17 protein-coding genes and 1 pseudogene are annotated in these 21,179 nt (G+C 37.1%); 12 read left to right on the top strand and 6 right to left on the bottom strand.

Annotated elements, in window-relative coordinates:
* Window positions 1-224: 224 nt before the first annotated feature.
* Window positions 225-458, top strand: a complete 234-nt coding sequence (locus ACP6PL_RS12525; RefSeq protein WP_426545593.1) for a FeoC-like transcriptional regulator — start codon at window positions 225-227, stop codon at window positions 456-458.
* Between the two features lie 151 nt (window positions 459-609).
* Complete coding sequence (locus ACP6PL_RS12520; RefSeq protein ID WP_426545592.1) at window positions 610-1,440, top strand: TrkA C-terminal domain-containing protein; 831 nt, start codon at window positions 610-612, stop codon at window positions 1,438-1,440.
* 123 nt (window positions 1,441-1,563) lie between these two features.
* Here the strand turns inward: ACP6PL_RS12520 and ACP6PL_RS12515 are convergent, their stop codons facing one another.
* Window positions 1,564-2,961 (bottom strand): trypsin-like serine protease, encoded by a 1,398-nt coding sequence (locus tag ACP6PL_RS12515; RefSeq protein WP_426545591.1) that lies wholly within the window; start codon window positions 2,959-2,961, stop codon window positions 1,564-1,566.
* 339 nt (window positions 2,962-3,300) lie between these two features.
* On the opposite strand from ACP6PL_RS12515, the gene rbsK reads away from it, so the two are divergent.
* The 5 genes from rbsK to ACP6PL_RS12490 all read left to right on the top strand — a co-directional run bounded on the left by rbsK (window position 3,301) and on the right by ACP6PL_RS12490 (window position 10,633).
* The gene (rbsK, locus tag ACP6PL_RS12510) at window positions 3,301-4,218 is read left to right on the top strand and encodes a ribokinase (protein WP_426545590.1); all 918 of its coding nucleotides are present in this window, start codon (window positions 3,301-3,303) and stop codon (window positions 4,216-4,218) included.
* 234 nt (window positions 4,219-4,452) lie between these two features.
* Window positions 4,453-7,257, top strand: a complete 2,805-nt coding sequence (locus tag ACP6PL_RS12505) for a phospholipid carrier-dependent glycosyltransferase (protein ID WP_426545589.1) — start codon at window positions 4,453-4,455, stop codon at window positions 7,255-7,257.
* Window positions 7,258-7,763: 506 nt separating this feature from the next.
* Window positions 7,764-7,991: a photosystem II protein, Psb35-related gene (locus ACP6PL_RS12500; RefSeq protein WP_426545588.1), complete on the top strand. Its 228-nt coding sequence runs from the start codon at window positions 7,764-7,766 to the stop codon at window positions 7,989-7,991.
* A 404-nt stretch (window positions 7,992-8,395) separates the two neighbouring features.
* Window positions 8,396-9,067: a response regulator transcription factor gene (locus ACP6PL_RS12495; RefSeq protein WP_426545587.1), complete on the top strand. Its 672-nt coding sequence runs from the start codon at window positions 8,396-8,398 to the stop codon at window positions 9,065-9,067.
* A 162-nt stretch (window positions 9,068-9,229) separates the two neighbouring features.
* The gene (locus tag ACP6PL_RS12490; protein ID WP_426545586.1) at window positions 9,230-10,633 is read left to right on the top strand and encodes a pentapeptide repeat-containing protein; all 1,404 of its coding nucleotides are present in this window, start codon (window positions 9,230-9,232) and stop codon (window positions 10,631-10,633) included.
* Between the two features lie 554 nt (window positions 10,634-11,187).
* Here the strand turns inward: ACP6PL_RS12490 and ACP6PL_RS12485 are convergent.
* A complete protein-coding gene (locus ACP6PL_RS12485) occupies window positions 11,188-11,910 on the bottom strand; it encodes a pentapeptide repeat-containing protein (protein WP_426545585.1) in 723 nt (240 codons plus the stop codon).
* 125 nt (window positions 11,911-12,035) lie between these two features.
* Between ACP6PL_RS12485 and ACP6PL_RS12480 the strand changes: the two genes are divergently transcribed.
* The 4 genes from ACP6PL_RS12480 (at window position 12,036) to ACP6PL_RS12465 (ending at window position 17,282) form a co-directional block, all read left to right on the top strand.
* Window positions 12,036-12,974: a cobalamin-binding protein gene (locus ACP6PL_RS12480; RefSeq protein WP_426545584.1), complete on the top strand. Its 939-nt coding sequence runs from the start codon at window positions 12,036-12,038 to the stop codon at window positions 12,972-12,974.
* 547 nt (window positions 12,975-13,521) lie between these two features.
* Entirely contained in the window at window positions 13,522-14,583 is a 1,062-nt protein-coding gene (locus ACP6PL_RS12475; RefSeq protein WP_426545583.1) for a glycoside hydrolase family 24 protein, read from the top strand.
* Between the two features lie 450 nt (window positions 14,584-15,033).
* Window positions 15,034-15,945 carry a GUN4 domain-containing protein gene (locus tag ACP6PL_RS12470; RefSeq protein WP_426545582.1) on the top strand — a complete coding sequence of 304 codons (912 nt, stop codon included), beginning with the start codon at window positions 15,034-15,036 and terminating at the stop codon, window positions 15,943-15,945.
* A gap of 374 nt (window positions 15,946-16,319) precedes the next feature.
* A complete protein-coding gene (locus ACP6PL_RS12465; RefSeq protein WP_426545581.1) occupies window positions 16,320-17,282 on the top strand; it encodes an RNA-guided endonuclease InsQ/TnpB family protein in 963 nt (320 codons plus the stop codon).
* A 647-nt stretch (window positions 17,283-17,929) separates the two neighbouring features.
* Here ACP6PL_RS12465 and ACP6PL_RS12460 read toward each other — a convergent pair.
* The 4 genes and pseudogenes from ACP6PL_RS12460 to ACP6PL_RS12445 all read right to left on the bottom strand — a co-directional run bounded on the left by ACP6PL_RS12460 (window position 17,930) and on the right by ACP6PL_RS12445 (window position 19,623).
* Window positions 17,930-18,418 carry a DUF2141 domain-containing protein gene (locus tag ACP6PL_RS12460; RefSeq protein ID WP_426545580.1) on the bottom strand — a complete coding sequence of 163 codons (489 nt, stop codon included), beginning with the start codon at window positions 18,416-18,418 and terminating at the stop codon, window positions 17,930-17,932.
* Between the two features lie 172 nt (window positions 18,419-18,590).
* Window positions 18,591-18,719: a hypothetical protein gene (locus ACP6PL_RS12455; protein ID WP_426545579.1), complete on the bottom strand. Its 129-nt coding sequence runs from the start codon at window positions 18,717-18,719 to the stop codon at window positions 18,591-18,593.
* A gap of 112 nt (window positions 18,720-18,831) precedes the next feature.
* Entirely contained in the window at window positions 18,832-19,095 is a 264-nt protein-coding gene (locus ACP6PL_RS12450; protein ID WP_426545578.1) for a Rossmann-fold NAD(P)-binding domain-containing protein, read from the bottom strand.
* 36 nt (window positions 19,096-19,131) lie between these two features.
* Window positions 19,132-19,623 (bottom strand): annotated as a pseudogene (locus ACP6PL_RS12445) (NAD-dependent epimerase/dehydratase family protein).
* Window positions 19,624-19,751: 128 nt separating this feature from the next.
* Between ACP6PL_RS12445 and ACP6PL_RS12440 the strand changes: the two are divergent.
* Window positions 19,752-20,231, top strand: a complete 480-nt coding sequence (locus tag ACP6PL_RS12440; RefSeq protein ID WP_426545577.1) for a MarR family winged helix-turn-helix transcriptional regulator — start codon at window positions 19,752-19,754, stop codon at window positions 20,229-20,231.
* Window positions 20,232-21,179: the final 948 nt, after the last annotated feature.

Below are 21,179 nucleotides of genomic sequence, written 5' to 3'. Positions count from 1 at the left end.
CTCCAAAAATCCCAAATCAAATCAATTTTTATCCATAAACTATCAATTACTTTCCCCCTATTCCCAGGGCAAACGCATCTTATTTTGAAGTTCTGAGAGGGCAAGGATGTTAAGGTTCTGAGTATTTATATTGCTCGCTCCTCTAAACCTTAATAGTATAATCCAGAATTTAGATGCGTTTGCCCTGCCTCTATTCCCTATTACCTCTTTTCTGGAGATGTCTGATGATTTTAACTGATATTCAAGGTTATTTAGAAAAATGTGGCAAGATATCCTTAGCTGAATTAGCTTTGCATTTTCATATGGATTCTGATGCTATGCGTCCTTTACTCAAACGACTAATTCACAAAGGAAGAATTCGTCTGATGGAAGGAGAAAAATGTGCTAGTTGCTCCCACTGTTCGTCAGAAATGATTGAATTTTATGAATGGGTTGGGTTAAGCCAGTCTCAGGTTTAAAATCTAACTATTAATTTTTAATTGCTCAAAGAAAGATTTATAGGGACATTTTATACAACGTCGCTATAATCTTTTTTTTTATTTAATCAGAAATAAAAAAGATTAGCGATAACATAGTTATGGTTTAGTTAAACTAATTAGAAGAGGTAAAATGGGAGCATTAATTTCTCTGTTCATTGCTGTTAGTATGTCTCTATTAATTACTCACATTGCTGCTACTGCTCTGACATTAACAGGTTTATCCCAAGCTTCGGCAAAGTTTCAAGCGCGTTCGGCATTTACGGGATCGGGTTTCACTACGAAGGAGTCAGAAAAAGTTGTTAACCACCCAGTGCGACGCCGGATTATTATGTTGTTGATGTTTACGGGCAATGCAGGAGTAATTACAGTAATTTCTTCTTTAGTTTTGACTTTCATTTCTGATGCGGGGCCTAATGATTGGTTGTGGCGGTCGCTAATTTTAATATTAGGGGTAGCATTATTATGGGCGATCGCGACGAATCGCACTTTTAATCGTTTTCTCACTCGTATAGTGAAATGGTCACTCCGTCGCTGGACAAAATTAGAAATTCGCGACTATGCAAGTTTGTTGCATTTGAGGGGAGAGTATCAAGTCATGGAACTATTAGTGTCTCCTGAAGACTGGTTGGCAAATAAGCGTCTTGATGAGGTACGTCTCCGGGATGAGGGGATAACGATATTAGGTATTGAGCGATCTGATGGCACTTTTGTTGGTATCCCCAAGGGTTCCACCTGTATTTTTGCTGAAGATATATTGATTTTGTATGGTCGCAGACCTGTACTGTCAGATTTAGATTCACGTTTGGCAGATATTTATGGGGAAGAAGCACACCAAAAAGCGGTCGCTGATCGGCAAAAAATTCAACACGAGCAAGATATTCAAGATGAGGTTTCTCAGGAGCAAAACCGCGAGAAGTTGACATATTATCTGCAGCATAAAGGTCAAATATTCTCAAAATAATAGGATTTCTGGTTCACCTTAGTCTAATATCTGCGTTTTCCTCCCAATTATTTCGGTTGACAATTAGATAAATCACAAAGAGTTTTAATCATCCACTAGAAAGACTAACATCTAGGTATTCAACTACACAAAACTATTACTTAGTTGCTCTGGTGAAATGTTATTGACAAAACCCAAGATAGTTTCAGATCCACTGATGCCGACAAATGTACCTGTAACACCTAGCAATGTCGAGCTTTCAAAGCTGAGGCTTGTCTGTGTTAGCCCCTCTGTCAATTCAATTAGATCGATCCCGACAGTAAAGTCTGTGATGATATCAGCTAAAATTCGATCTGTGGTAGCTGTTTGAGTTGAGAGGATAAATATATCATTACCAGGACTTCCAGTCAACTCATCAGGTCCTAAATCACCAGTAAGTGTATCGTTGCCATCCCCACCATCAAGAACATCTAAATTTTTACCTCCAGCTAGAAAATCATCACCGTCTCCACCAAATAGGAAATCATTACCAATATTCCCACTCATAAAATCGTTACCATCACCACCATTTATGGTGTCATCATCTTTTCCTCCAAACAAGAAGTCATCTCCTCCAAGACCACTGATAAAATCATTCCCACGATTACCAAAAAGGCTATCATCACTAAAATCAGAGCCAAAAATATCGTCATTTCCACTATTGTTGGGTTGTGCAATTGTTTGCGCTATCCAATCAGCGTAAGTTGAAACCCGAGTATCAAAAGAGAACTCACCGAAGCTATTATCCAGGAAACCAGTCACATTAACACCAGGGGTTAAGGGGCTTTTTCCATAGGAGGTAATGCCAGCAATCTTACCATCAATAAAAGATGGACCACCTGAATCTCTATCGCTAGCAATGACTTCAAAACTGCCTAACCCCAAATCATTGATTCCGAAATCTTGTCCGAAAGCATCGTTAGTTGTCAAACCACTATCGAAGTCGTAGACTAACTGTGTTCCTGGATCAATAAATAAATCGTAAGGAGAGTTATTGAAAATATCCCCCAAAGCATCATAGTGGTTAAAGCCAGTTCGTTTAGTTGGAATATCAATGAAATCTTGCCCTGCACTTCCAGTTCCTCCGATACCATATCCAACTACCTGAATTAGTTGACCCAGTTCATCTGAATCGGTATAAATATCGTATCTATCAGCAGTTTCTGGTGCTGTTTCTGATAGTTCCAAAATAGCAATATCGTTATTGTTATCAAAATCAGACGTCCAGTCGGGATGAATAAATACGTCTTTGACTGCTATCGGGATTTCACCGGAGGGTAGGTCAAAGTAGACGGTAAATTCTGAAGGGTCGAAAAAATCAGGAAATCCAAAGTCATCAGTGACACAGTGGGCAGCGGTGAGGATGTGTCGGCCTGTGTTTAATAGAGATCCTGTACAATCACTAGAACCAAAAAGTCCATATCTAACAACCCCATCAAAACCTGTACCGGGTTCAACAATATAGTTCGGATCGTTTGAGTTATTGGTAGGCACTGTAACCATATTTTGAATATTTCCTATTTTTAACGAATGCTCGATCTTTTACTATTTATAGCTTAGGTTTGGTTATGCAACTTTAGGCCAGTTTCAAAAAAACATTTCTACATACAGAGTTTTGTTGCACAAAAGATGAAAATAGGGTAAAAATACCTTAAGTATAGCAAAAAAAAACTGCACCAAGTAGATTATGAGTAAATCGAAGTCTAAGTCTAATTACCGGAGAATGACTCTTCTCTCCTTGCAGGAGAGGGGTTGGGGGAGAGGACTTCATTGACTCGCTCTTTACCCACATTTTTAAGCTAGACGCGCTAGTAGTTTATTTATTTTAAAATTGCTGTAAATATGAGTATCATTATTTTTGGTAGTATCAATATTGATCTAATCGCAACTACTCCCCGTTTACCAACTCCAGGAGAAACTATTAATGGCAACAACTTTTTGACAGCAGGTGGCGGTAAAGGAGCAAACCAAGCTGTTGCTGCTGCTCGCCTTGGCATTCCGACAAAAATAGTGGGACGAGTGGGAAATGATAGTTTTGGGCAACAACTTCTGACAAGTTTGCAAACTGCTAATGTTGAAACAACAGGTGTGATAGTTGATGAGAATGTTCATACTGGGGTGGCGGTTATTGCTGTGGATGCTAGCGGGGAAAATAGTATTATTGTAGTTCCGGGTGCTAACCATAATATTAATAATATAGATGTGGAACGCCTGCGAAATATCCTATCGGATGTTACAGTTTTACTTTTACAATTAGAAATTCCTGTGGAAGTTGCTATGAGTGCAGCAAAAGTAGCTCAAGAAATGGGAGTGAAAGTTATTCTCGATCCAGCACCAATGCCAGTAAATTTTCCCAATGATTTTTATAGTTTGATTGATATTATTACTCCTAATGAAATTGAAGCAAGTCAAATGCTTGGGTTTCCAGTAAATAATCAAGAAACTGCTACTCAGGCAGCTATTGAATTATGTCGGCGCGGTGTGAAAAATGCTGTGGTAAAAATAGGAGATCGGGGAGTTGTTTGTGCAACTGAAGAGGAAACATTTTTTCAACCTGCTTTTGCAGTAGAAGCGATCGATACCGTTGCTGCGGGTGATGCTTTTAATGGTGGTTTAGCAGCAGCATTAGATACAGGTTTGTCATTAAAAGAAGCTGTGAAATGGGGTGCTGCTAATGGTGCTTTATGTGTTACGAAATCAGGTGCTCAACCTGCAATGCCAGATATAAAAACATTTGAAAAGTTTCTTTTGGGAAGATAGTAGTGACATGGTACTAAAATAGTGGACTGGTATTAGCTGAGAGTATATTAAAGTTGACTGATATAGAATCCGGTTATATAGTATATGTTCATAATTCTATCTAGACTTCAATATTCAATCTCCCCATCTCCCCATATCCCCATCTCCCTATCCCCCCATCCCTCATCTCCCCTAAATATATAATAAGTATTCAACCGGATTTTATATGATGTCTCATGCAATAGTTGTAAAATTATGATTGCTCAAGAAAAAAAACAACACAAACTTAATCATATCCTGATCTTAACTATCTTATGGTTATTAGGAGCGGTGAGCGATCGCTTCTGGCTTACTTTTGATAAATCTGTTCCGGCTTGGGATCAGGCAGACTATCTTACGGGTTCTCTAACTTATTGGCGTGCTTTACAAAATGTACAATTATTTTCTGGAGAATGGTGGAGACATTTTTGGGAGCTTTCGCCGAAGGTACCGCCCTTAACTTATATTCTTACTGTTCCGTTTCAAAATATTTTTGGTAGGGGTGCTGACGAAGCTACATTAGTACATCTATTATTTAGTGCTATTTTACTTACTTCAGTTTACAGTTTAGGCAGCAAATTATTTAATCAAAAAGTTGGTTTTTGGGCAGCAGTATTATGTATATTATTTCCGGGATTATATAGATATCGTTTACAGTTTTTACTCGACTATCCCCTCACCGCAATGGTAACTTTAAGTTTTTGTTGTTTGACATTTTGGTATAGGAAGAAGGAAGAAGGAAGAAGGAAGAAGGAAGAAGGAAGAAAGAAAGTTTTATTGTTTTTAGATAGGGAAGAGGGAACAGGGAAGAGGGAACAGGGAGGAAAGAAAGTTCTATTGTTTTGGGAAAATTTTATAGGATTAATATCTGCTAAAATAGATAAATTATTTCCAGATCAATCTCTCAAAGATTGGCTTTGGGCAACTGCTTTTGGTTTAACTTTTGGCTTGGCAATTTTAGTTAAGCAAACTACAATATTTTTTCTGTTTGTGCCGTTGCTTTGGGTAGGGTTAAATATTCTCAAAAAACGGCAATGGTACAAACTAATTCAACTAATTTATTCTCTGTGCTTATCTGTCGCAATTTTTTATCCTTGGGCAAGAACAAATTGGCTGCTAATGTTAACTGCTGGTAAACGGGCAACAGTAGATTCTGCTATTGCTGAAGGAGACCCCAACCTCTTAAGTTTAGATGCTTGGATTTATTATGGAAAATTACTCCCTTATCATATTTCTTTACCTCTATTAATTATTCCCATTGGTGGATTAATTTTTTACTTTATCCGACTCAACAAAAAACAACAAAATTTTTCGACTCAACTTCATTCTTTTCAATGGCTAGCTATATTTTTAATCGGCGGATATCTAATTTGCTCTCTCAATATTAACAAAGATTTTCGTTACACTTTGCCATTATTGCCAATTTTATCAATTTTATTAGCCTTTGGTTTAATGCAGTTTCCTAGAAAACTAGGAAAACAAATTCGCTATTTTACTATTGGTTTAGCAATTCTTTTAATGCTCTTGAATCTGTGGCCTGTAGGTGGAATTTTCCTCAGACAAATTACTGCTTGGTTAAGTCCTGGTGCTGTTTATTATGCTCATTTAGGCAAAGAATGGCCTCATAGGAAAGTAATTGCTGAAATTATCAACACAGATCCCTATTTACGCTCAACTTTAGGAGTTTTACCTTCCACTCCAGAAATCAATCAACATAACTTAAATTATTACGGCGCTTTAAAAAATTTACAGGTTTATGGTCGTCAAGTCGGAACTAATTTAAAACAAGTAGAACAAGATGCCAGATCGCTTTCTTGGTTTGTGACAAAAACTGATGAACAAGGTTCTGTCAAAAGAATTAAAAAAGCTCAAGCTGCTATTGTTAATATCATCGAACAACATCCAAATTTTCAATTACAAAAAAGTTGGCAGTTGCCAGATAATAGCAACTTAAATCTCTATCATAATCAGTTTTTACCTGTAGAGGTTAATCCTCTGACTAAACCAAAGGAAAAAGTTCAACTAGACTATATAATTTTATCGCCAAAAATTCGACCAGGAACGACCATACCAATTACCTATAAATGGTCTGGTTCCTGGCAAGAATTACAGTCAGGTTTAGTCTTATTAACTTATCGCCGAGAAAATATAGCAATTCCCACAGTTACGAAGTACATTGACAATTCCCCTAAATCCCCCTTTGTAAGGGGGACTTTGAACGCTCCCCCGGGGGCTAGGGGGGGATCTAAAACTGACAATAATGTATCAGAAAAACCTATTACCAAATTCATTCACGACCACGGTATAGGGATGGGAAGTTTACACCCTGGTATGTTTCAAGCAAATCAGTCTGAGGTGGGGTTTGAAGTTATTGAACGAATAGGAATGTTACCCCCATCTAATATCGTACCCGGAACTTATATATTAGAGGCGACTTATCTTAACCGAGAAACTGGAGAAAGTTATCCTATTACTGTACAACCTCCCGTGCGAGTAGAGGTTGACCCCGAGGCACAAATATTACCAGCACCAGAATTAGATTTAGTCACCCAGTTGCGGATGTGGGGTCAAAAGTTACCCCTGGGAATAAAGGGGTTGGAAACTGTATTTGCGGAGGTGGGGCGAGTTAACCAATACGATCCAGTTCAAGATTATACTGAGCAAGCAGAACAAGCTTTAACCTATCGTTTGCAACAGGAACCAGATAATTTAGAGTTGCTCTATGGCTTGGCTTTATCCCAAGTTTTACAAAAAGATGCAGAAGGGGCGATCGCTACTTTAACTAGGGTAACTGAGTTAGATTCTCAAAACCCCTTTGCTTATGCTTATTTGGCTTTTGTCTATTTATACGATCTTAATCCTGGGGCCGCTGAAATGGCTTTAAAGTCTGCTTTGGAAATTGACCCTCATCAACCAGAGATTAGGTCATTAAATGGTATTGCTGCTTTAATGCAAGGAAATTTAGTCCAAGCATGGCAGGACTTTAGAAGTCAGAAGTCAGAAGTCAGAAGTCAGAAGTAATTTTACAACTGCGAAACTTGTAGTGGTGTGACACAGCTAAAATACTGCAATGGTAGGGGCGGGTTCCGCGTTAAGTTAATGCTGTTATAAATTATTCAGATGAACCCGCCCCCACCCCGATAATCTAATGCACTATTTTAGGTGAAACGGTCCAGTAGTAGCGTGACACGTCTAAAACTGTGCAATAGATTTTTGTTTCTAGGTGTATTTATCTCCCCATCTCCGCGTCTCCGAATCTCCGAATCTCCGAATCTCCGAATCTCCCCATCCCCGCGTCCCCGCGTCTCCCCATCTAACGCACCATTAAATATGTGTCAGTCCACTACTAAGTTTATGTTCAGACTTTTATACATATCATAGTTTGCAATTTATGTCCATTCCAAACAGGTGTGGATTTCCATGGCTTTTTATTCAGCTTGCCGAATTTACATTAACTTGACACTTCCAGCAATAAATTGTTACATTTATTTACAGTAAGGTTAAAAAATGTAAAGGAAAAACAAATTATGGTTATCTTAATTTCACTATTCGTAATCGCTTGGGTAGCTGCTGCAGTAATCGGAAGTCAAGCTTACTTCTTGGGCGAGCAAAGTAAGCCTATCCACGACCGTAACTGGAATTCTAAGTCTTTTGAAAATTTATCTGAATCTTTGACTGGCAATAGATTGGACTACAACAAGCGAGTTCCGTCGTATAGTATGGATGCCTATGCTAGTCAGTCTATTAATGGTTGAAATGCTTAAGTAATAGTCAAAGGTAGTATCTCGTATTGCGAAAAAATGTAGTAGAAGGAAGAAATCTTATTAGCTCCAAGCTACTAGAAAAAAATCAACCTATAAGAATAAGTCTTAGTTGAATTTTTTTCTTCCTCTTGATTTCTGAAAGCTTGAATTATTTTGTTTTAGCTCTAACAGATATATTTTGTTAGGGCGATTTTTTTGGATTCAATTTGCCTAGGATAAATATAATTTTGGGTAGCGATCGTTTGAGTTATTAAACCAATTCCCATGCATTAATGCTATACTTACAGGAAACTTCAACTATTCATGGGGGTTGGGTAGAATTAGAAAGCCAACTTGGTGTAGGATCTACTTTTACTATTGTAATTCCCCTATAATTTGTTGGAGGCGACCTGAGAGTGAAACGAATTATCATTGCTGAAGATGAACCCGCCATCGCTGCATTTCTGGATAAAAAACTGCGGGAGAATGGCTTGAAAACCTCAATAGCAAAGGACGGCTACCAAGCCTTACATCTGGCTTTTAGTCACCAATATGACCTCCTAATTCTCGATCTTGGTCTCCCTGGTATAGACGGAACAGAAGTTATGGAAGAGTTACGCGGTCAGGGGGAACAAATACCGATTATTATTCTGACAGCGCGGGATGAGGTAAAGGATAAAGTAAGTGGGTTAGAAGGGGGAGCAAACGACTATGTAACCAAACCCTTTAGCTTTGAAGAATTGCTGGCACGCATACGTTTGCAACTACGACAACTTACTAAAAATGAACATAAGTCTCCAAGACCTCTGAGAGTGGGTAATATTATCCTTGACGTGCGATCGCGTACTGTAAAAGTGGGCGATCGCTCGATTGAGTTATCCAACCAAGAATTTATTCTCCTGGATACCTTGATGCGGCATCCCAATCAAGCTCTGAGTCGAGACCAACTTCTCAATTATGTCTGGGGGTACGACTATGAGTCCAGCTCTAATATTGTGGATGTTTATATTGGATATCTCCGCAAAAAGCTTGGCAGGGATTTGATTGAGACTGTTAGAGGTGTGGGTTATAAGCTACGAAAATTATGAGAAAATTCTTAGAAAACTCTTACTTTTCTCTCATGCAGATTAAAACAATAAGTAATTATACTTAATTAGTATTAATTTCGGTATAATAAAAGCTTTTTTTTAAAAAAAAGTATATTGAACCGGATTTAGTATGAAATTTTTTAATAATTGGAGCTTTCTATAATGGCAGTTCAAAATTTTAACGAACAGAATTTAGTTGGAAATGTTTTTGATGGTCAGAATCTAAATGGTTCTACCTTTTTTAAGGCTAGTTTGAACGACATCTCATTTGTTGGCACAAAGCTCAGAGAAACTGACTTTCGGGAATCTAATTGGCTGAATGTTGATGCCTCCAATGCTATCTTTGCCCCAAATAGCAACTTTGGTCCATCTGATTTATCTCTGGCAACCTTAGAAAATGTCGATTTCAGTGGAGCTAACCTCAAACAGACTAATCTATTTAAGATCAGCACCAGTGGCATTAACTTTTCCAACGCCAACTTAACTGATGCTGATTTAAGAGAAGCTAATCTAAGTGGCGAACAGTCGGAACGCCCCAACTTTCAGGGAGCAAATTTAACCCGCGCTGACCTTTCTCTTGCTAACCTAAAAGCTGCTGACTTCAGTGGAGTCACGCTAACAGATGCTCAGTTAAATGGAGCCACCTTAGAAGCAGTCATTCTACAAGATGTAAATGCCAAAGGAGCAGACTTCAGAGGTACAAACTTTACGGATATATTCGTATTTGATGTTAATTTTAATCTGGCTAATCTTGAAGGTGTCTCCATAAGCGATGTCAATACATTTGTTCCTGAAGGCTTAGTGCTTCCTGCTGGTACACCTGTAGATGAGAATGGCATCCCCACAGATTTTAACCTCAGATTTCGTGGTGCAGACTTGAGTAACTTCATTGCAGATGATACTAATTTTACTGCTGCAGATTTTCGTTCATTTGTTGATGCTAATGGTGTTGAAACTGCTACACAATTAGATGGTGCTAGTTTTGCAGGTGCTAATCTCAGTGAGTCTAATTTTAAAGATGTATTCGCGGAGAATATCTTCCTTGAAGGAGCTAATTTAAGTGGCGCTGACTTAAGAGGTGCTGATTTGAGTGGATCTCAACTCAAAGGAGCAGACCTCACTGGAGCAGACCTCACTGGAGCAGAATTAGATGGTGCAGACTTAACAGGAGCTATCTTAGATGGAGCACAATTTGATAACGCCATCCTAACAGGAGCTATCCTTAAGGAATCAAGTGGAGATATCCTGACTGATTTTCAAGGAGCAGACCTGAGTGGAGCTAGTCTGGAGGTAGCAAGCTTTATTGGTACTAACTTTACAGGTGCTGATTTCTTTACAGCAGGTACACCTACTGCAAATCTAGATAAAGCAGACCTCTCAAATGCGATATTGACTGGTGTTGATGCACAAAGCATTTCATTTGTAGACGGTATAGCAATTGGAGCAACTGTAACTAATGCAGACTTTAGTAACTCTACATTGATTAAGTCTAACTTCACTAATGCTGTAGATTTAAACACAGCTATCTTCGCGGGAGCTGATACTACAGACGCGATTGGTATTTAGTGTGTAAAGCGGGGGCTACTAAACCACGGGATGAATCTTTGCAGAAAAGGTAAATCCCGTCTTTTACTTCTTCTTTCTCTAACACTACAATTCATCCCCCAGGCGTTGCTGATTCTGGGTATGAGATCAAATCCGGATAATTACTATATCCAAGTCTGCAGCGACGGTCACTCCGTGGAAGGAAGCAATCTCAAGGGCGCAGGTCGATTGCTTCCGCTTCGTCGCTGCGGACGACTTTTCATCGGAATTATACATGATTTGATAATTTTGTATTTGGCATTTTGGATTGTTTGAACTACTTGTTAATATTAACTTTTCCCTGTTCCCTGTTCCCTGTTCCCTGTTCCCTGTTCCCTGTTCCCTATAAACCTACTTTCATACCTTAATTCAGCAATGCCTTCATCCCCCAAATATCCAACGCTGCAAAGCGTTTAGAGTGGCAGAGGCATAGTATAAGTTATCCTATTTAATGGAATGCACCCTGTATTCAAAAATATAATAGAGAGCAAAATAATCTTTGCCCTTAAACAGCATTTATAAAGCGGGATAATTTTTTAACTTTTACAAAGTGTTTGGTAATTAATACCATCAGGTAGAATCGCATCAACTAACTTAGCACTACTCAAATCAACCAGACTTAAATTAGCATCAACTAACTTAGCACTACTCAAATCAGCACCATCAAAATTTGCTTTAGTCAGGTTAGCACCAGAAAGATTAGAACTATTGAGATCGACCAGACTCAAATTGGCATGAGAAAGATTAGCACTACTCAAATCAGTCACAATTAAATACGAACCAGTTAAGTCAGCATGACTCAAATCAGCACCAACCAGATTAGCACCAATCAAACTCACATACTTCATACTCGCCTGCATCAAACAAGCATAGCTGAGACTAGCACTAAAAAGAAAAGCCTGATTTAGATTAGCTTGGGAAAGATTAGCTCCAAAAATAAAAGCCCGATTTGCATCAATTTGAGAGAGATTAGCACCACTTAAATTAGCATTACTCAGGTTAGCTTCACACAGTTTAGCACCTGTTAAGTTAGCTTCACTTAAATTCGCCCCTACCAAATTTGCCCCACTCAAGTTAGCATTACTCAGATTAACACCACAGAGATTAGTATTCATCAGATCAGCATCACTAAAATCGGAATTACTAAAGTCAGCACCACTGAGATTAATACCTTTAAGCCTAACTTCTTGCAGTTTTGTTGCAATAAAATTTCTGTTACCATTAGTATAATCTTCTAGTAATTGCTTGGTATTATTCATTGTGGGTATGTATACTATATTTTTTACTCTAGTTACTATTTTCCTAAAATACTAATACTAATACATACTCATAAAGCTTAAATTTTTATTAAGAAAAACATGGGCTATATACTTAGGAAAAGATAATGATAAATTACTCACTAAAAATTGTTTCTCTCATTCCCAGTGCTACAGAAATTATTGCAGCATTGGGGTTAACGAAAGCTATTGTGGGCAGAAGTCACGAATGCGACTATCCTCCAGAAATTCAAAATTTGCCTGTTTGTACTCAACCTAAATTTAATCCTGATGGTAGTAGTCGGGAAATTCACGACCGCGCGACGGAGTTATTAGAGTCTGCTTTGAGTGTCTATCGTGTGGAATTAGAAACATTAGAAAAATTACAGCCTACTCATATTATTACTCAAGCTCAATGTGATGTTTGTGCTGTTAGTTTGGCAGATGTAGAAACAGCAGTCAAAAGTTTAACAAAAAGTCATCCTCAAGTTATATCTTTAGAGCCTAATTTATTGACAGAAGTTTGGGCAGATATGGAACGAGTAGCAAATAGTTTAGGAGTAGATGGGAATGAGGTGATTTCTGAGTTAAAAAAAAGGGTTGCAGCTTGTGCGGAAAAAACGCAAAATTTAGCAATTAATAACATTCCTAAAGTAGCTTGTATTGAGTGGAGTAATCCACTAATGGCTGCTGGAAATTGGATACCAGAATTAGTTAAACTTGCTGGTGGAAATTCATTATTTGGAGAGATAGGAAAGCATTCTCCTTGGTTAAAATGGGATGAGTTATTAAATGCTAATCCAGATGTAATAATTTTTATGCCTTGTGGTTTTGATTTAGAACGTACTCGCCAAGATACTTTGGAGTTAATTAAAAGCTCAGAATGGCAAGATTTACCTGTAGTTAAATCGGGAAAAGTTTATATTACTGATGGTAACTCTTATTTCAATCGTCCGGGACCAAGATTAGTAGATTCATTGGAAATTTTAGCGGAAATTTTACATCCTGAATTATTTAATTTTGGTTATCAAGGAATAGGTTGGGTGCAGTTACTAATTAACAATTAATAATTACCGAAAAAGAAAGGTATAAAGCCTCTCCATTAATGGAGAAAAAGCGGTTATTTTCGGCTGTCGCTGACATGAACCGCTGCGCGACATGAAAAGTGTTTCGGCTAAGAGCCGACATGAATGTGGAGCATGACCTAGGATGGGATGTCGTTTAGCGCTCCGCACAACGCGCGTTTTGCTAGCGCAAAGCTCCGCTTTTTCCTGACGGAATGCTCCGCAAACAGCATTTAGCTGGAGCGCTAAAAATTCAAGGGTAACGGTCTCCCACTATAGAGCGAAAAAATTAGTGGTGGGCTTTTTATGGGAGTTTGTAGACGCGGAGTGGCTTCTATTGAGTATGCCTGATTATACACGTGACTGCTGAATGCTACTTCAATTATGACTGTTGACTGAAAAACTGAAGCTAAGTAGCAAAAAAAAACTTGCTAAAAACAAAGAGATATATTAAGTTAAATCTCAAATAATACTGTTTATAGTAGAAATAACCTATACTCCCTATAATTTACTCTGATGTTCTTAATCTAAAACATTTAGGTGGTGTGTTATGTATAACCAAGAAGCACAACAAAGAAGTCAACCAAACAAAAATTCAGATATTGAGTTAATAAATATCTGGTTACAACAAATTCCTCCTATACAGCAATCTTCTCATTTATATATAGCTCAAATGTTTCTGAAATTTATCAGAAAACCACTAAAAAAAGTAACTTCAGCAGATGTTATAAAATTTGCAAATGTGCGGAGTGTTAATTCTCAAAATCGGGAATCTCATCAACACAAACGAGTAGAAACTATTAATTCTCTACTAAAATTTGGTCAGCAAACTGGCAGACTCTCTACCACTCAAAAAAAACCTACTATTCAAAAAAATATATTGTCTCCTAATACTTCAAACTTCAAAAAAGTAGCTTCCTCTGAAGAAAAAATTAAAAATTATCGCACTACTCGGAAAGTGCAGAAAAAAACCTTAAACTGGTCTAAATTATTTAACCTACAATTAGCTTCCTCCCTATTAATCATTGTAGGATTATTCATTGCAATCTCACAACTATTTCGGGCAGTGGGTGGGGGTGCAAATGCTGATAAAAAAGGGTCAGCAATATCAGTAGTTATGCCTAAGATTGATCCAACTCAAAATTGGGCTTATCCAGTAAATGTTCCCAGAATCAGAGCTTTTCTAGATACAATCTCTGTTACAGAAGGTACAACAGGGCCTCAAGGTTATTATCGTCAATATACTGGTAGTCATTTCTCTAGCTTTAAAGACCATCCGAGAGAACTGAAATGTGCCCCCAGTAATGGCAAGGAACTTTGTTCTGATGCTGCTGGTAGATATCAGTTTTTGAGTACATCCTGGGATAGGTTTGCTCCTATGGTTAAGGCTAACAATTTTAGTCCTACTTATCAAGACCGTGTAGCTATAGAGTTAATTCGAGAAAAAAATGCTCTGGAAGATATTGAACAGGGGAGAATTGAAGAAGCTTTTAGAAAGTTATATATGGTGTGGCCATCATTTGGGGAAACTGCAGCAGATGTAGAACGACTTATGCCTAAACTTGTAGGAACTTATGAACAGAAATTGGCTCTCTATCAACCTCAGCAATAGGAGTAGGATAGGGCTGTTTCATTCTCTTGAAAGACAGATGGGGAGATGGGGAGATGGGGAGATAGGGAGATTTTCGTTCCTAGTTCGTCTCAAAATTATCAAATTTATCCCACAATCATTTGATTCCTACTTATGAGAATAATTAGTTAGGTTTTAGTCAGCTAATTCCTTCAAGAAGCGAGTTATTGAGTTGTATTTGGCAATTTTTCTAGCTCTAAATCTCTCCTGCACCGAAAAAAGCTAACTTCTGGCTTTTTGAAACAGCCCTAGGGGAGTTGGTGAGTGTGGGGAGTGTAGATGAAATAAGACTCCTCCAAAAATTAAAAATCAAATCAATTATTTATCGTGCAGAAATCATCAACTTTTTCCCCCTACTCCCTGACTCCCTCTTTTCTGGAAAAGCCTAATATAATATTAGTTTTCACTGATTTTAATTAAGAAAAAAAATATATGTTATGTCCTATTTGTGGTGCAGAATATGTTGAAACAGTACCAGAGTATTGCTCTATTTGTGACTGGAATTTAAAATCAGATACTGCTTTCTTTGCTACAGCAGAAATTTACCAACAGAAAGAACAGGCAAAGTTGAACTGGGCTAGAAACATGTGGCAAATTGTAAAAGCTACGGAAAATCCTAGTCATCATAATAGCAATTCTGGTTTACCAACTGCACTAGCAGATGGAGTAAATGACAACCAAAATTATAGGGATATAAAAAAGCAATTAGATCAAATACAAGCTCAGTTAAATCAGGCTGCTATAGAACGCTTTCAACTTAATTCTCAGTTAGAGTGGGTGCTTTATCATCTCGAACAACTTAACTCAGAGACTTTGGTAGAAACCCTATATAGTATTGATGAAAAGTTGAATGCCATGCCAACTCCAGAACCACCAATGTCTGAAGTGGGGATAGACTATAACCCACTAATAAATCTTTTGGCTACTGGAAAATGGCGAAAAGCAGATGAACTTACCTGGGAATTGTTGCTGCAAGTCACTTTGAGGGAAGAAGAAGGTTGGCTACGGTTGGGAGATATTGAGAATTTTCCTTGTACAGACCTTTGCACTATTGACTGGCTTTGGGAATATTATAGTAACGGGTTGTTTGGATTAAATGTACAACAACGTATATGGGAAACTGTGAGTGGCCAATATGGAGATTTTTGCGATCGCTTGGGATGGCGAGATGGAGAAAATTGGAAATATTATGATGAACTCTCGTTTAACCAGCAAGCTCCAGAAGGTCACTTACCTATAATTATATGGCGCCGACGTGCTTGTTATGGAGTTGGCCAAATGATGGCTCCTGAAACTTTTGTTGCTTTAATATCGCGACTAATAAGTTGTGGTGGTAGTAGATAATTGAAACTTTTACTGTTAAGTCAAAGATTATAATGGAACATTCTTGTTTTAAACAGGGTTGTGCCATTCCCAAATTCTATCTATGACAAAGGCTGCAACTTATAAAAATATCCTCTAAGAGACTGTTTATAAAGTTTTGTGATGTAGAATAATAGCCCTTTGAACTGTAACAACTTGGTTATTTATGCTAGACTTTATAGGCTAAAATACCCAATTTGCGGGCGGTAAAAACACTTCATAAGTCTTTACAAACAACCTCTAAGTAAGGTGTTTGAGAAATGCTGCATGGACTAATGAATCAAAGCCTAACCTATTCACCCCCTTTCGCTAGAAAGTAATGGAAAGAAAGTCTGTATCGGTTTGAACAAATACGAATGCCTAGATACCTCAAAAAAGAGGGATACTTTCCTTTAATCATACCTCGAATTAGGGTAAAAGACGGATATTTTAATATTCCAATGTCTCAGAAATTCAAGGCTGAATATGGTGCAGTAAAAATCCCTTTCCCGGAAAGATTGGCAGATAAGAATCTCAAGGAAGTTAGAATAATTCCTAGATTTGATGCCCAGTTTTTTGAAGTAGAATTTATTACGGAGGAAGAACCACAACCAGCAGTCAAAACAGATAATTCAGTAGCAATCGACCTTGGTTTAGAGAATCTAGCCACTTGTGTATCAAATACTGGGTCATCGTTTATTCTAGACGGTAGAAAATTTAAATCAATTAACCAGTGGTACAACAAAGAAAATTCTAGATTGCAATCTATAAAAGATAAACAGGGTATTAAAGGTTTGACAAAAAAACAAATTAGTATCACTGTAAATCGGAATAATAAAGTTAGAGATCACCTAAATAAAGTAGCTAGGTATTTAATCAACTGGTGTAGTAAAAATCAAATATTTACTATTGTTGTAGGAGTAAATTCTGGCATGAAACAAAATATTAATTTAGGCAAGAAAACCAACCAAAAGTTTGTACAAATACCACACCATAACTTTAGAATGAAACTAAAATCTATGTGTTATAGATACGGGTTGACTTACAAAGAACAGGAAGAATCTTATACTTCTAAAGCTAGCTTTTTAGACGGTGATTTAATACCTGTTTATAATTCTGATAACCCTACTGAATATAATTTTAGTGGTAAACGAATCAAACGCGGTTTGTACAAAACTAGGGAAGGAAAATTGATAAATGCTGACTGTAATGGTGCAGTAAATATTGGAGTTAAAAGCAACCTGAATGGGTTCACCCCGGACAGATTAGAGGCATCTTTGGCTATGCCATTAAGGGTAAAATTTGATGTGACTTCAGTCCATCAAATTTGTTCCGCTTAAGAATCCACGGGACTTTCAGTCCGTGGAGTGTCAAATGGAACTTCTCTAGCATGAGAACAGATTTTTGCTACCTCTCCTGATTACATTAGACTAATGCACCGAGAGAAATATTTGTTAAATATGAAACCTGAGTCTTGAAATCAGCCTGAGCCCTGAGCGAGAGAAATTTAACCTATATGTTAAGGAGAAAACCCAAGCTGTAGGATTATAACTGATTATCCAAACTTGATATAATTTCCTACTTTTTAATTAGTCATATTTAACCATGCTCCCACAGTATGTAAACTTATTTCCTATATAGTTGTTAATTTTATAAGCAAAACAAATATTTTTGAAGGGATAATTTTAAAATTTCCATGTTAAGCAAATTATGAACAAACGTAAATATAGGAGTTTATTGACACTATTCTCAATTATTTTACGAATTTACTTAATTTGGAGTTTATGATATGATTTTTAAAGTCACAGGCTTGTTCTAATTAATTTATATAAAAAACCCTATAAACTATATTTAATTCGTATAATATTAAGTAATTTTAAATTTAATCTCTTGATGGAAAAAACAAATTTTCTGGAGACAACTTAACAATAAAAGCACAAAAATTGACAAAAATGTATATTTGTGCATATATAAAATTCCTGATTTCCTAAAGATATTGCAATTCAATCCGAATATTGTTTGTTGAACCTACAATAATCACAACTACATCCCTAAATTTGGGAGGACCTGTGAAAATCTTTGGGTTTTTGGAAAAGCCAAAGCCTTCTTTTGGAATGCCAATACCATTCAGATTGAAGATACCATCGTCATTAAAATCATGGAAAGCAGCAACAGCATAACTTCCTGGTTTCAAATTCTCAAATGTAATTGCAGGAGTTCCTTCCTCTAAATCAACACACCTGGCTTGTAAAGCCCGATCGCCGTCACTAGGAAATCCTTGACTACCGGAAAAAAGACTTAGGCAAACTTGTCCAGTTTGATTTTTTAGACCATCGATATTAACTGTTAAGCTACTGTTTACTATCAAACTATTTTTTACTGTTAAGTTACTGTTTAAGGCGGCTCTAGCCTTCTCTGAAACAACTAGATTTCCTAGAAAAGTTAGCACTAGAAAACTAACAAAAAATCGTTGCATTATTACTTCTCCTAAATAATGGGGTTCATTAATGGATAATGGATAATGAATAATGGATAATTACCTCTGGTTGAAACCGAGACTATTAAACCAAGTGCAGAAATCTTATTTCTTTTTCTCCTTGAAAGGAGAGGCTTTAAACCTCTAGGGATTAATTATCAATTGTCAATTATCAATTATCCATTGGTAAAACTAAGGTTGTGTGAAGAATTCGAGGGGAATCTGATATAGCTGATTGGAGCCATTTAGCTTCCTGATCGAATTCTGATTTGTCGGAGTCCTTCGCTAATGCTAATAGCATTGCGGTACTCCAGTTCAGTCCGAGCCTTTGTATCATTGACTGAAAACTCAGTACCCATCAGATATACCGTCACAGGTGCTATGGGTGGTCGTTTCTTTAACCCCAAAAGCTTTCATAGGAATTCCACAATGTAAGCAATTAAAAGTGCTAGACCTCTTGGCATATGACGATTACCTACTTCAATTCCTTCTGCCCTAAGAATTTCTGTAAAAAAGGTTTTGAGTGGGCGTTGTTCACCATGAGTCAAATAGTATATCTGTCCACCCCTAAAATTCTGAATTGCTGCTATAACTGCTGCTGCTAAATTGTCTACATGAATGGTAGATAGGGTATGCTTTCCACCACCAATCCACACCCACTTACCTTCTTTAGACATTTTCAGAAGATCATCGTAGTGAGGATTATTAGGTCCTCAAATTGCAGGTGGTCTCAGAGCGATCGCTTTAAAGTTAGGTTCATTAGCTTCTAAGACCAGTTTTTCTGCTAAGGCTTTGATTTTTGAGCAATAATCTTGTGCCACTCGTTTTGGTTGATATAGTTCATCTAAATTTTTAATAGGTCTTCCATTAATGACAGAAGCAGCACCTATATAGATGAATTTCTTCACCCCAGCAGTTTTTGCCACAGCTACTAAGTGCTTGGTTCCTTCAACGTTAATTTTGTAGAATTTTTCATAGTCGTAGGTAAAATCCATCTAGGCTGCACAATGGACTACAATCTGACATTTCTCTAGAGCTTGTTGAGCATTCTGTAAATCTGAAAGGTTGCCTAAAACACCTATAGCTCCTGCCGTTTCTACTTTCTCTAGAGAATTACCTGACCGAGCTAGTGCATAAACCTTATAGCCAGTATTCAAAAGTTTGGGAACCATGTTCTGACCAACAAAGCCAGAACCCCTTGTCATAAATACACTATTTGTCATTACGAGTAATTTTTTCTCAATAATTTAATTGACATATCATATAATGTCATGTCAAGTATTTTCTTATGATACTATTAACGAAAGTTCTATGCTGTGTCAAGTATTTTTCCTTGGAATCCTTTGAAGAAATTTCCCTGTTAATCAAAGCCGTGTACCGAGAATCTGAACGACAACTCACGGAGGCTTTTCATTCTCTTGGTATTAGTCCAGCTCAGGCCGAAGTTTTGCTAATCCTCCAACAAGCTGAACCTTTGTCTGTAGGAGAGCTAGGTGATTTGCTAATTGCCGAAGGAGGACATCCTTCACGATTAGTAGATCGTTTGTTTCAAGCTGGCTATGTGCTACGTCAGTCAGATTTAGAAGATCGTAGACGGGTGGAAATTTCTCTGACAGAGAAAGGGAGAGTTATAGCACAGCAAGTGAATGAAGTTAAGCAAAGGATGTTAACTGCTGCTCGACCTCTAATGGAACAATATGACATTGAGCCAATCAAGAATTTGTTGAAAGCTTATTTGGAAGGAAGTCGATGGGCGAAAACCGTTGAAATGAGGCGTCAGTTGGCACAGCAATTATCTCAGGAAATTGAGTAATTTATTATACCAATTCCCCAAAATAATGCAAGACCTTGCTCAAGACTTCAGTTATGAAGTAATAAGTAACTAAGAGAATCTTGATTCAAGGAATATTAAACCCTGTTGTAGGGTGGGTTTTGCTGGCGCAAAACTTTCCTAGGTCATGCTCCGCATTCATGTCGCGCAGAGTTTTATGAGTCGCGAACCAAACTCTTAACTGTCCGGCATAACCCACTGAACATACCGAAGATTCAGTACTCTAGTTACCTTAATCTTTAGTAAGATTTGAATGGCTTAAAATTGTAATTATACAGTAATTTTGGCTTATTATTTTACATTATCAGTTGCTAATTATTTGTGACATTTTTAAAGTCAATTGGTATAACACTACCACCTGCTGCTTCATAGCTTTTCAGCTTTATTTAAAAAGTTTAGTGAAGATAAAGCCTATATAGCTGAACCTGCAATCACAACTCAAAAAAAAAGCATTATTCAACAGCTAAATCTAGTTAACTAAAGATGCTATTGTTGATATAGTTTTTGAGAGAAAATATTTAAATTTCTGATTTATAGAGGTTTCCACTACAGTAGACTACAGCAAGAAGAGAAGTAGGTTTTAACTTTGATAATTTACAGACCTGATATAGCAATCATACTTCAGTTCCTGATAATTAGTTATTGTAGGTTAGGTTTAATTACACCTACTAAGCAGGTAGATGTTTGACTATTTTCGGACAGCTTTAGTAATTTTAAATTTAATCTTCAGAGAAAATAAATTTTTCCAAAGATAATTTAACAGAGGCTTGATACCTTATTTATTTGGTTAATAAACAGTATTTATAAATATAAAATTCAACTATCGCATAGTATTGGAGGATTAGTATAATTGTGTATTTTTTTGCACGTTGAGAACAGCAACAGAATTGTTTGTGACAACTTATGCACAAATCAGCTATTCATCCAAAA

The sequence above is a fragment of the Dapis purpurea BLCC-M126 genome, assembly GCF_050015975.1.
GTDB lineage: Bacteria > Cyanobacteriota > Cyanobacteriia > Cyanobacteriales > Microcoleaceae > Trichodesmium.
This window is presented reverse-complemented; position numbering and strand designations above follow the sequence as displayed.

What these genes read in the sequence shown, in the direction of transcription:
- ACP6PL_RS12515 (WP_426545591.1), bottom strand. Translation starts at nt 2,961, where the DNA reads ATGGTTACAGTGCCTACCAATAACTCAAACGATCCGAACTATATTGTT.
- ACP6PL_RS12465 (WP_426545581.1), top strand. Translation starts at nt 16,320, where the DNA reads ATGCCTAGATACCTCAAAAAAGAGGGATACTTTCCTTTAATCATACCT.
- rbsK (WP_426545590.1), top strand. Translation starts at nt 3,301, where the DNA reads ATGAGTATCATTATTTTTGGTAGTATCAATATTGATCTAATCGCAACT.
- ACP6PL_RS12525 (WP_426545593.1), top strand. Translation starts at nt 225, where the DNA reads ATGATTTTAACTGATATTCAAGGTTATTTAGAAAAATGTGGCAAGATA.
- ACP6PL_RS12475 (WP_426545583.1), top strand. Translation starts at nt 13,522, where the DNA reads ATGTATAACCAAGAAGCACAACAAAGAAGTCAACCAAACAAAAATTCA.
- ACP6PL_RS12505 (WP_426545589.1), top strand. Translation starts at nt 4,453, where the DNA reads ATGATTGCTCAAGAAAAAAAACAACACAAACTTAATCATATCCTGATC.
- ACP6PL_RS12520 (WP_426545592.1), top strand. Translation starts at nt 610, where the DNA reads ATGGGAGCATTAATTTCTCTGTTCATTGCTGTTAGTATGTCTCTATTA.
- ACP6PL_RS12490 (WP_426545586.1), top strand. Translation starts at nt 9,230, where the DNA reads ATGGCAGTTCAAAATTTTAACGAACAGAATTTAGTTGGAAATGTTTTT.
- ACP6PL_RS12450 (WP_426545578.1), bottom strand. Translation starts at nt 19,095, where the DNA reads ATGTCTAAAGAAGGTAAGTGGGTGTGGATTGGTGGTGGAAAGCATACC.
- ACP6PL_RS12460 (WP_426545580.1), bottom strand. Translation starts at nt 18,418, where the DNA reads ATGCAACGATTTTTTGTTAGTTTTCTAGTGCTAACTTTTCTAGGAAAT.
- ACP6PL_RS12455 (WP_426545579.1), bottom strand. Translation starts at nt 18,719, where the DNA reads ATGCTATTAGCATTAGCGAAGGACTCCGACAAATCAGAATTCGATCAG.
- ACP6PL_RS12480 (WP_426545584.1), top strand. Translation starts at nt 12,036, where the DNA reads ATGATAAATTACTCACTAAAAATTGTTTCTCTCATTCCCAGTGCTACA.
- ACP6PL_RS12500 (WP_426545588.1), top strand. Translation starts at nt 7,764, where the DNA reads ATGGTTATCTTAATTTCACTATTCGTAATCGCTTGGGTAGCTGCTGCA.
- ACP6PL_RS12470 (WP_426545582.1), top strand. Translation starts at nt 15,034, where the DNA reads ATGTTATGTCCTATTTGTGGTGCAGAATATGTTGAAACAGTACCAGAG.
- ACP6PL_RS12485 (WP_426545585.1), bottom strand. Translation starts at nt 11,910, where the DNA reads ATGAATAATACCAAGCAATTACTAGAAGATTATACTAATGGTAACAGA.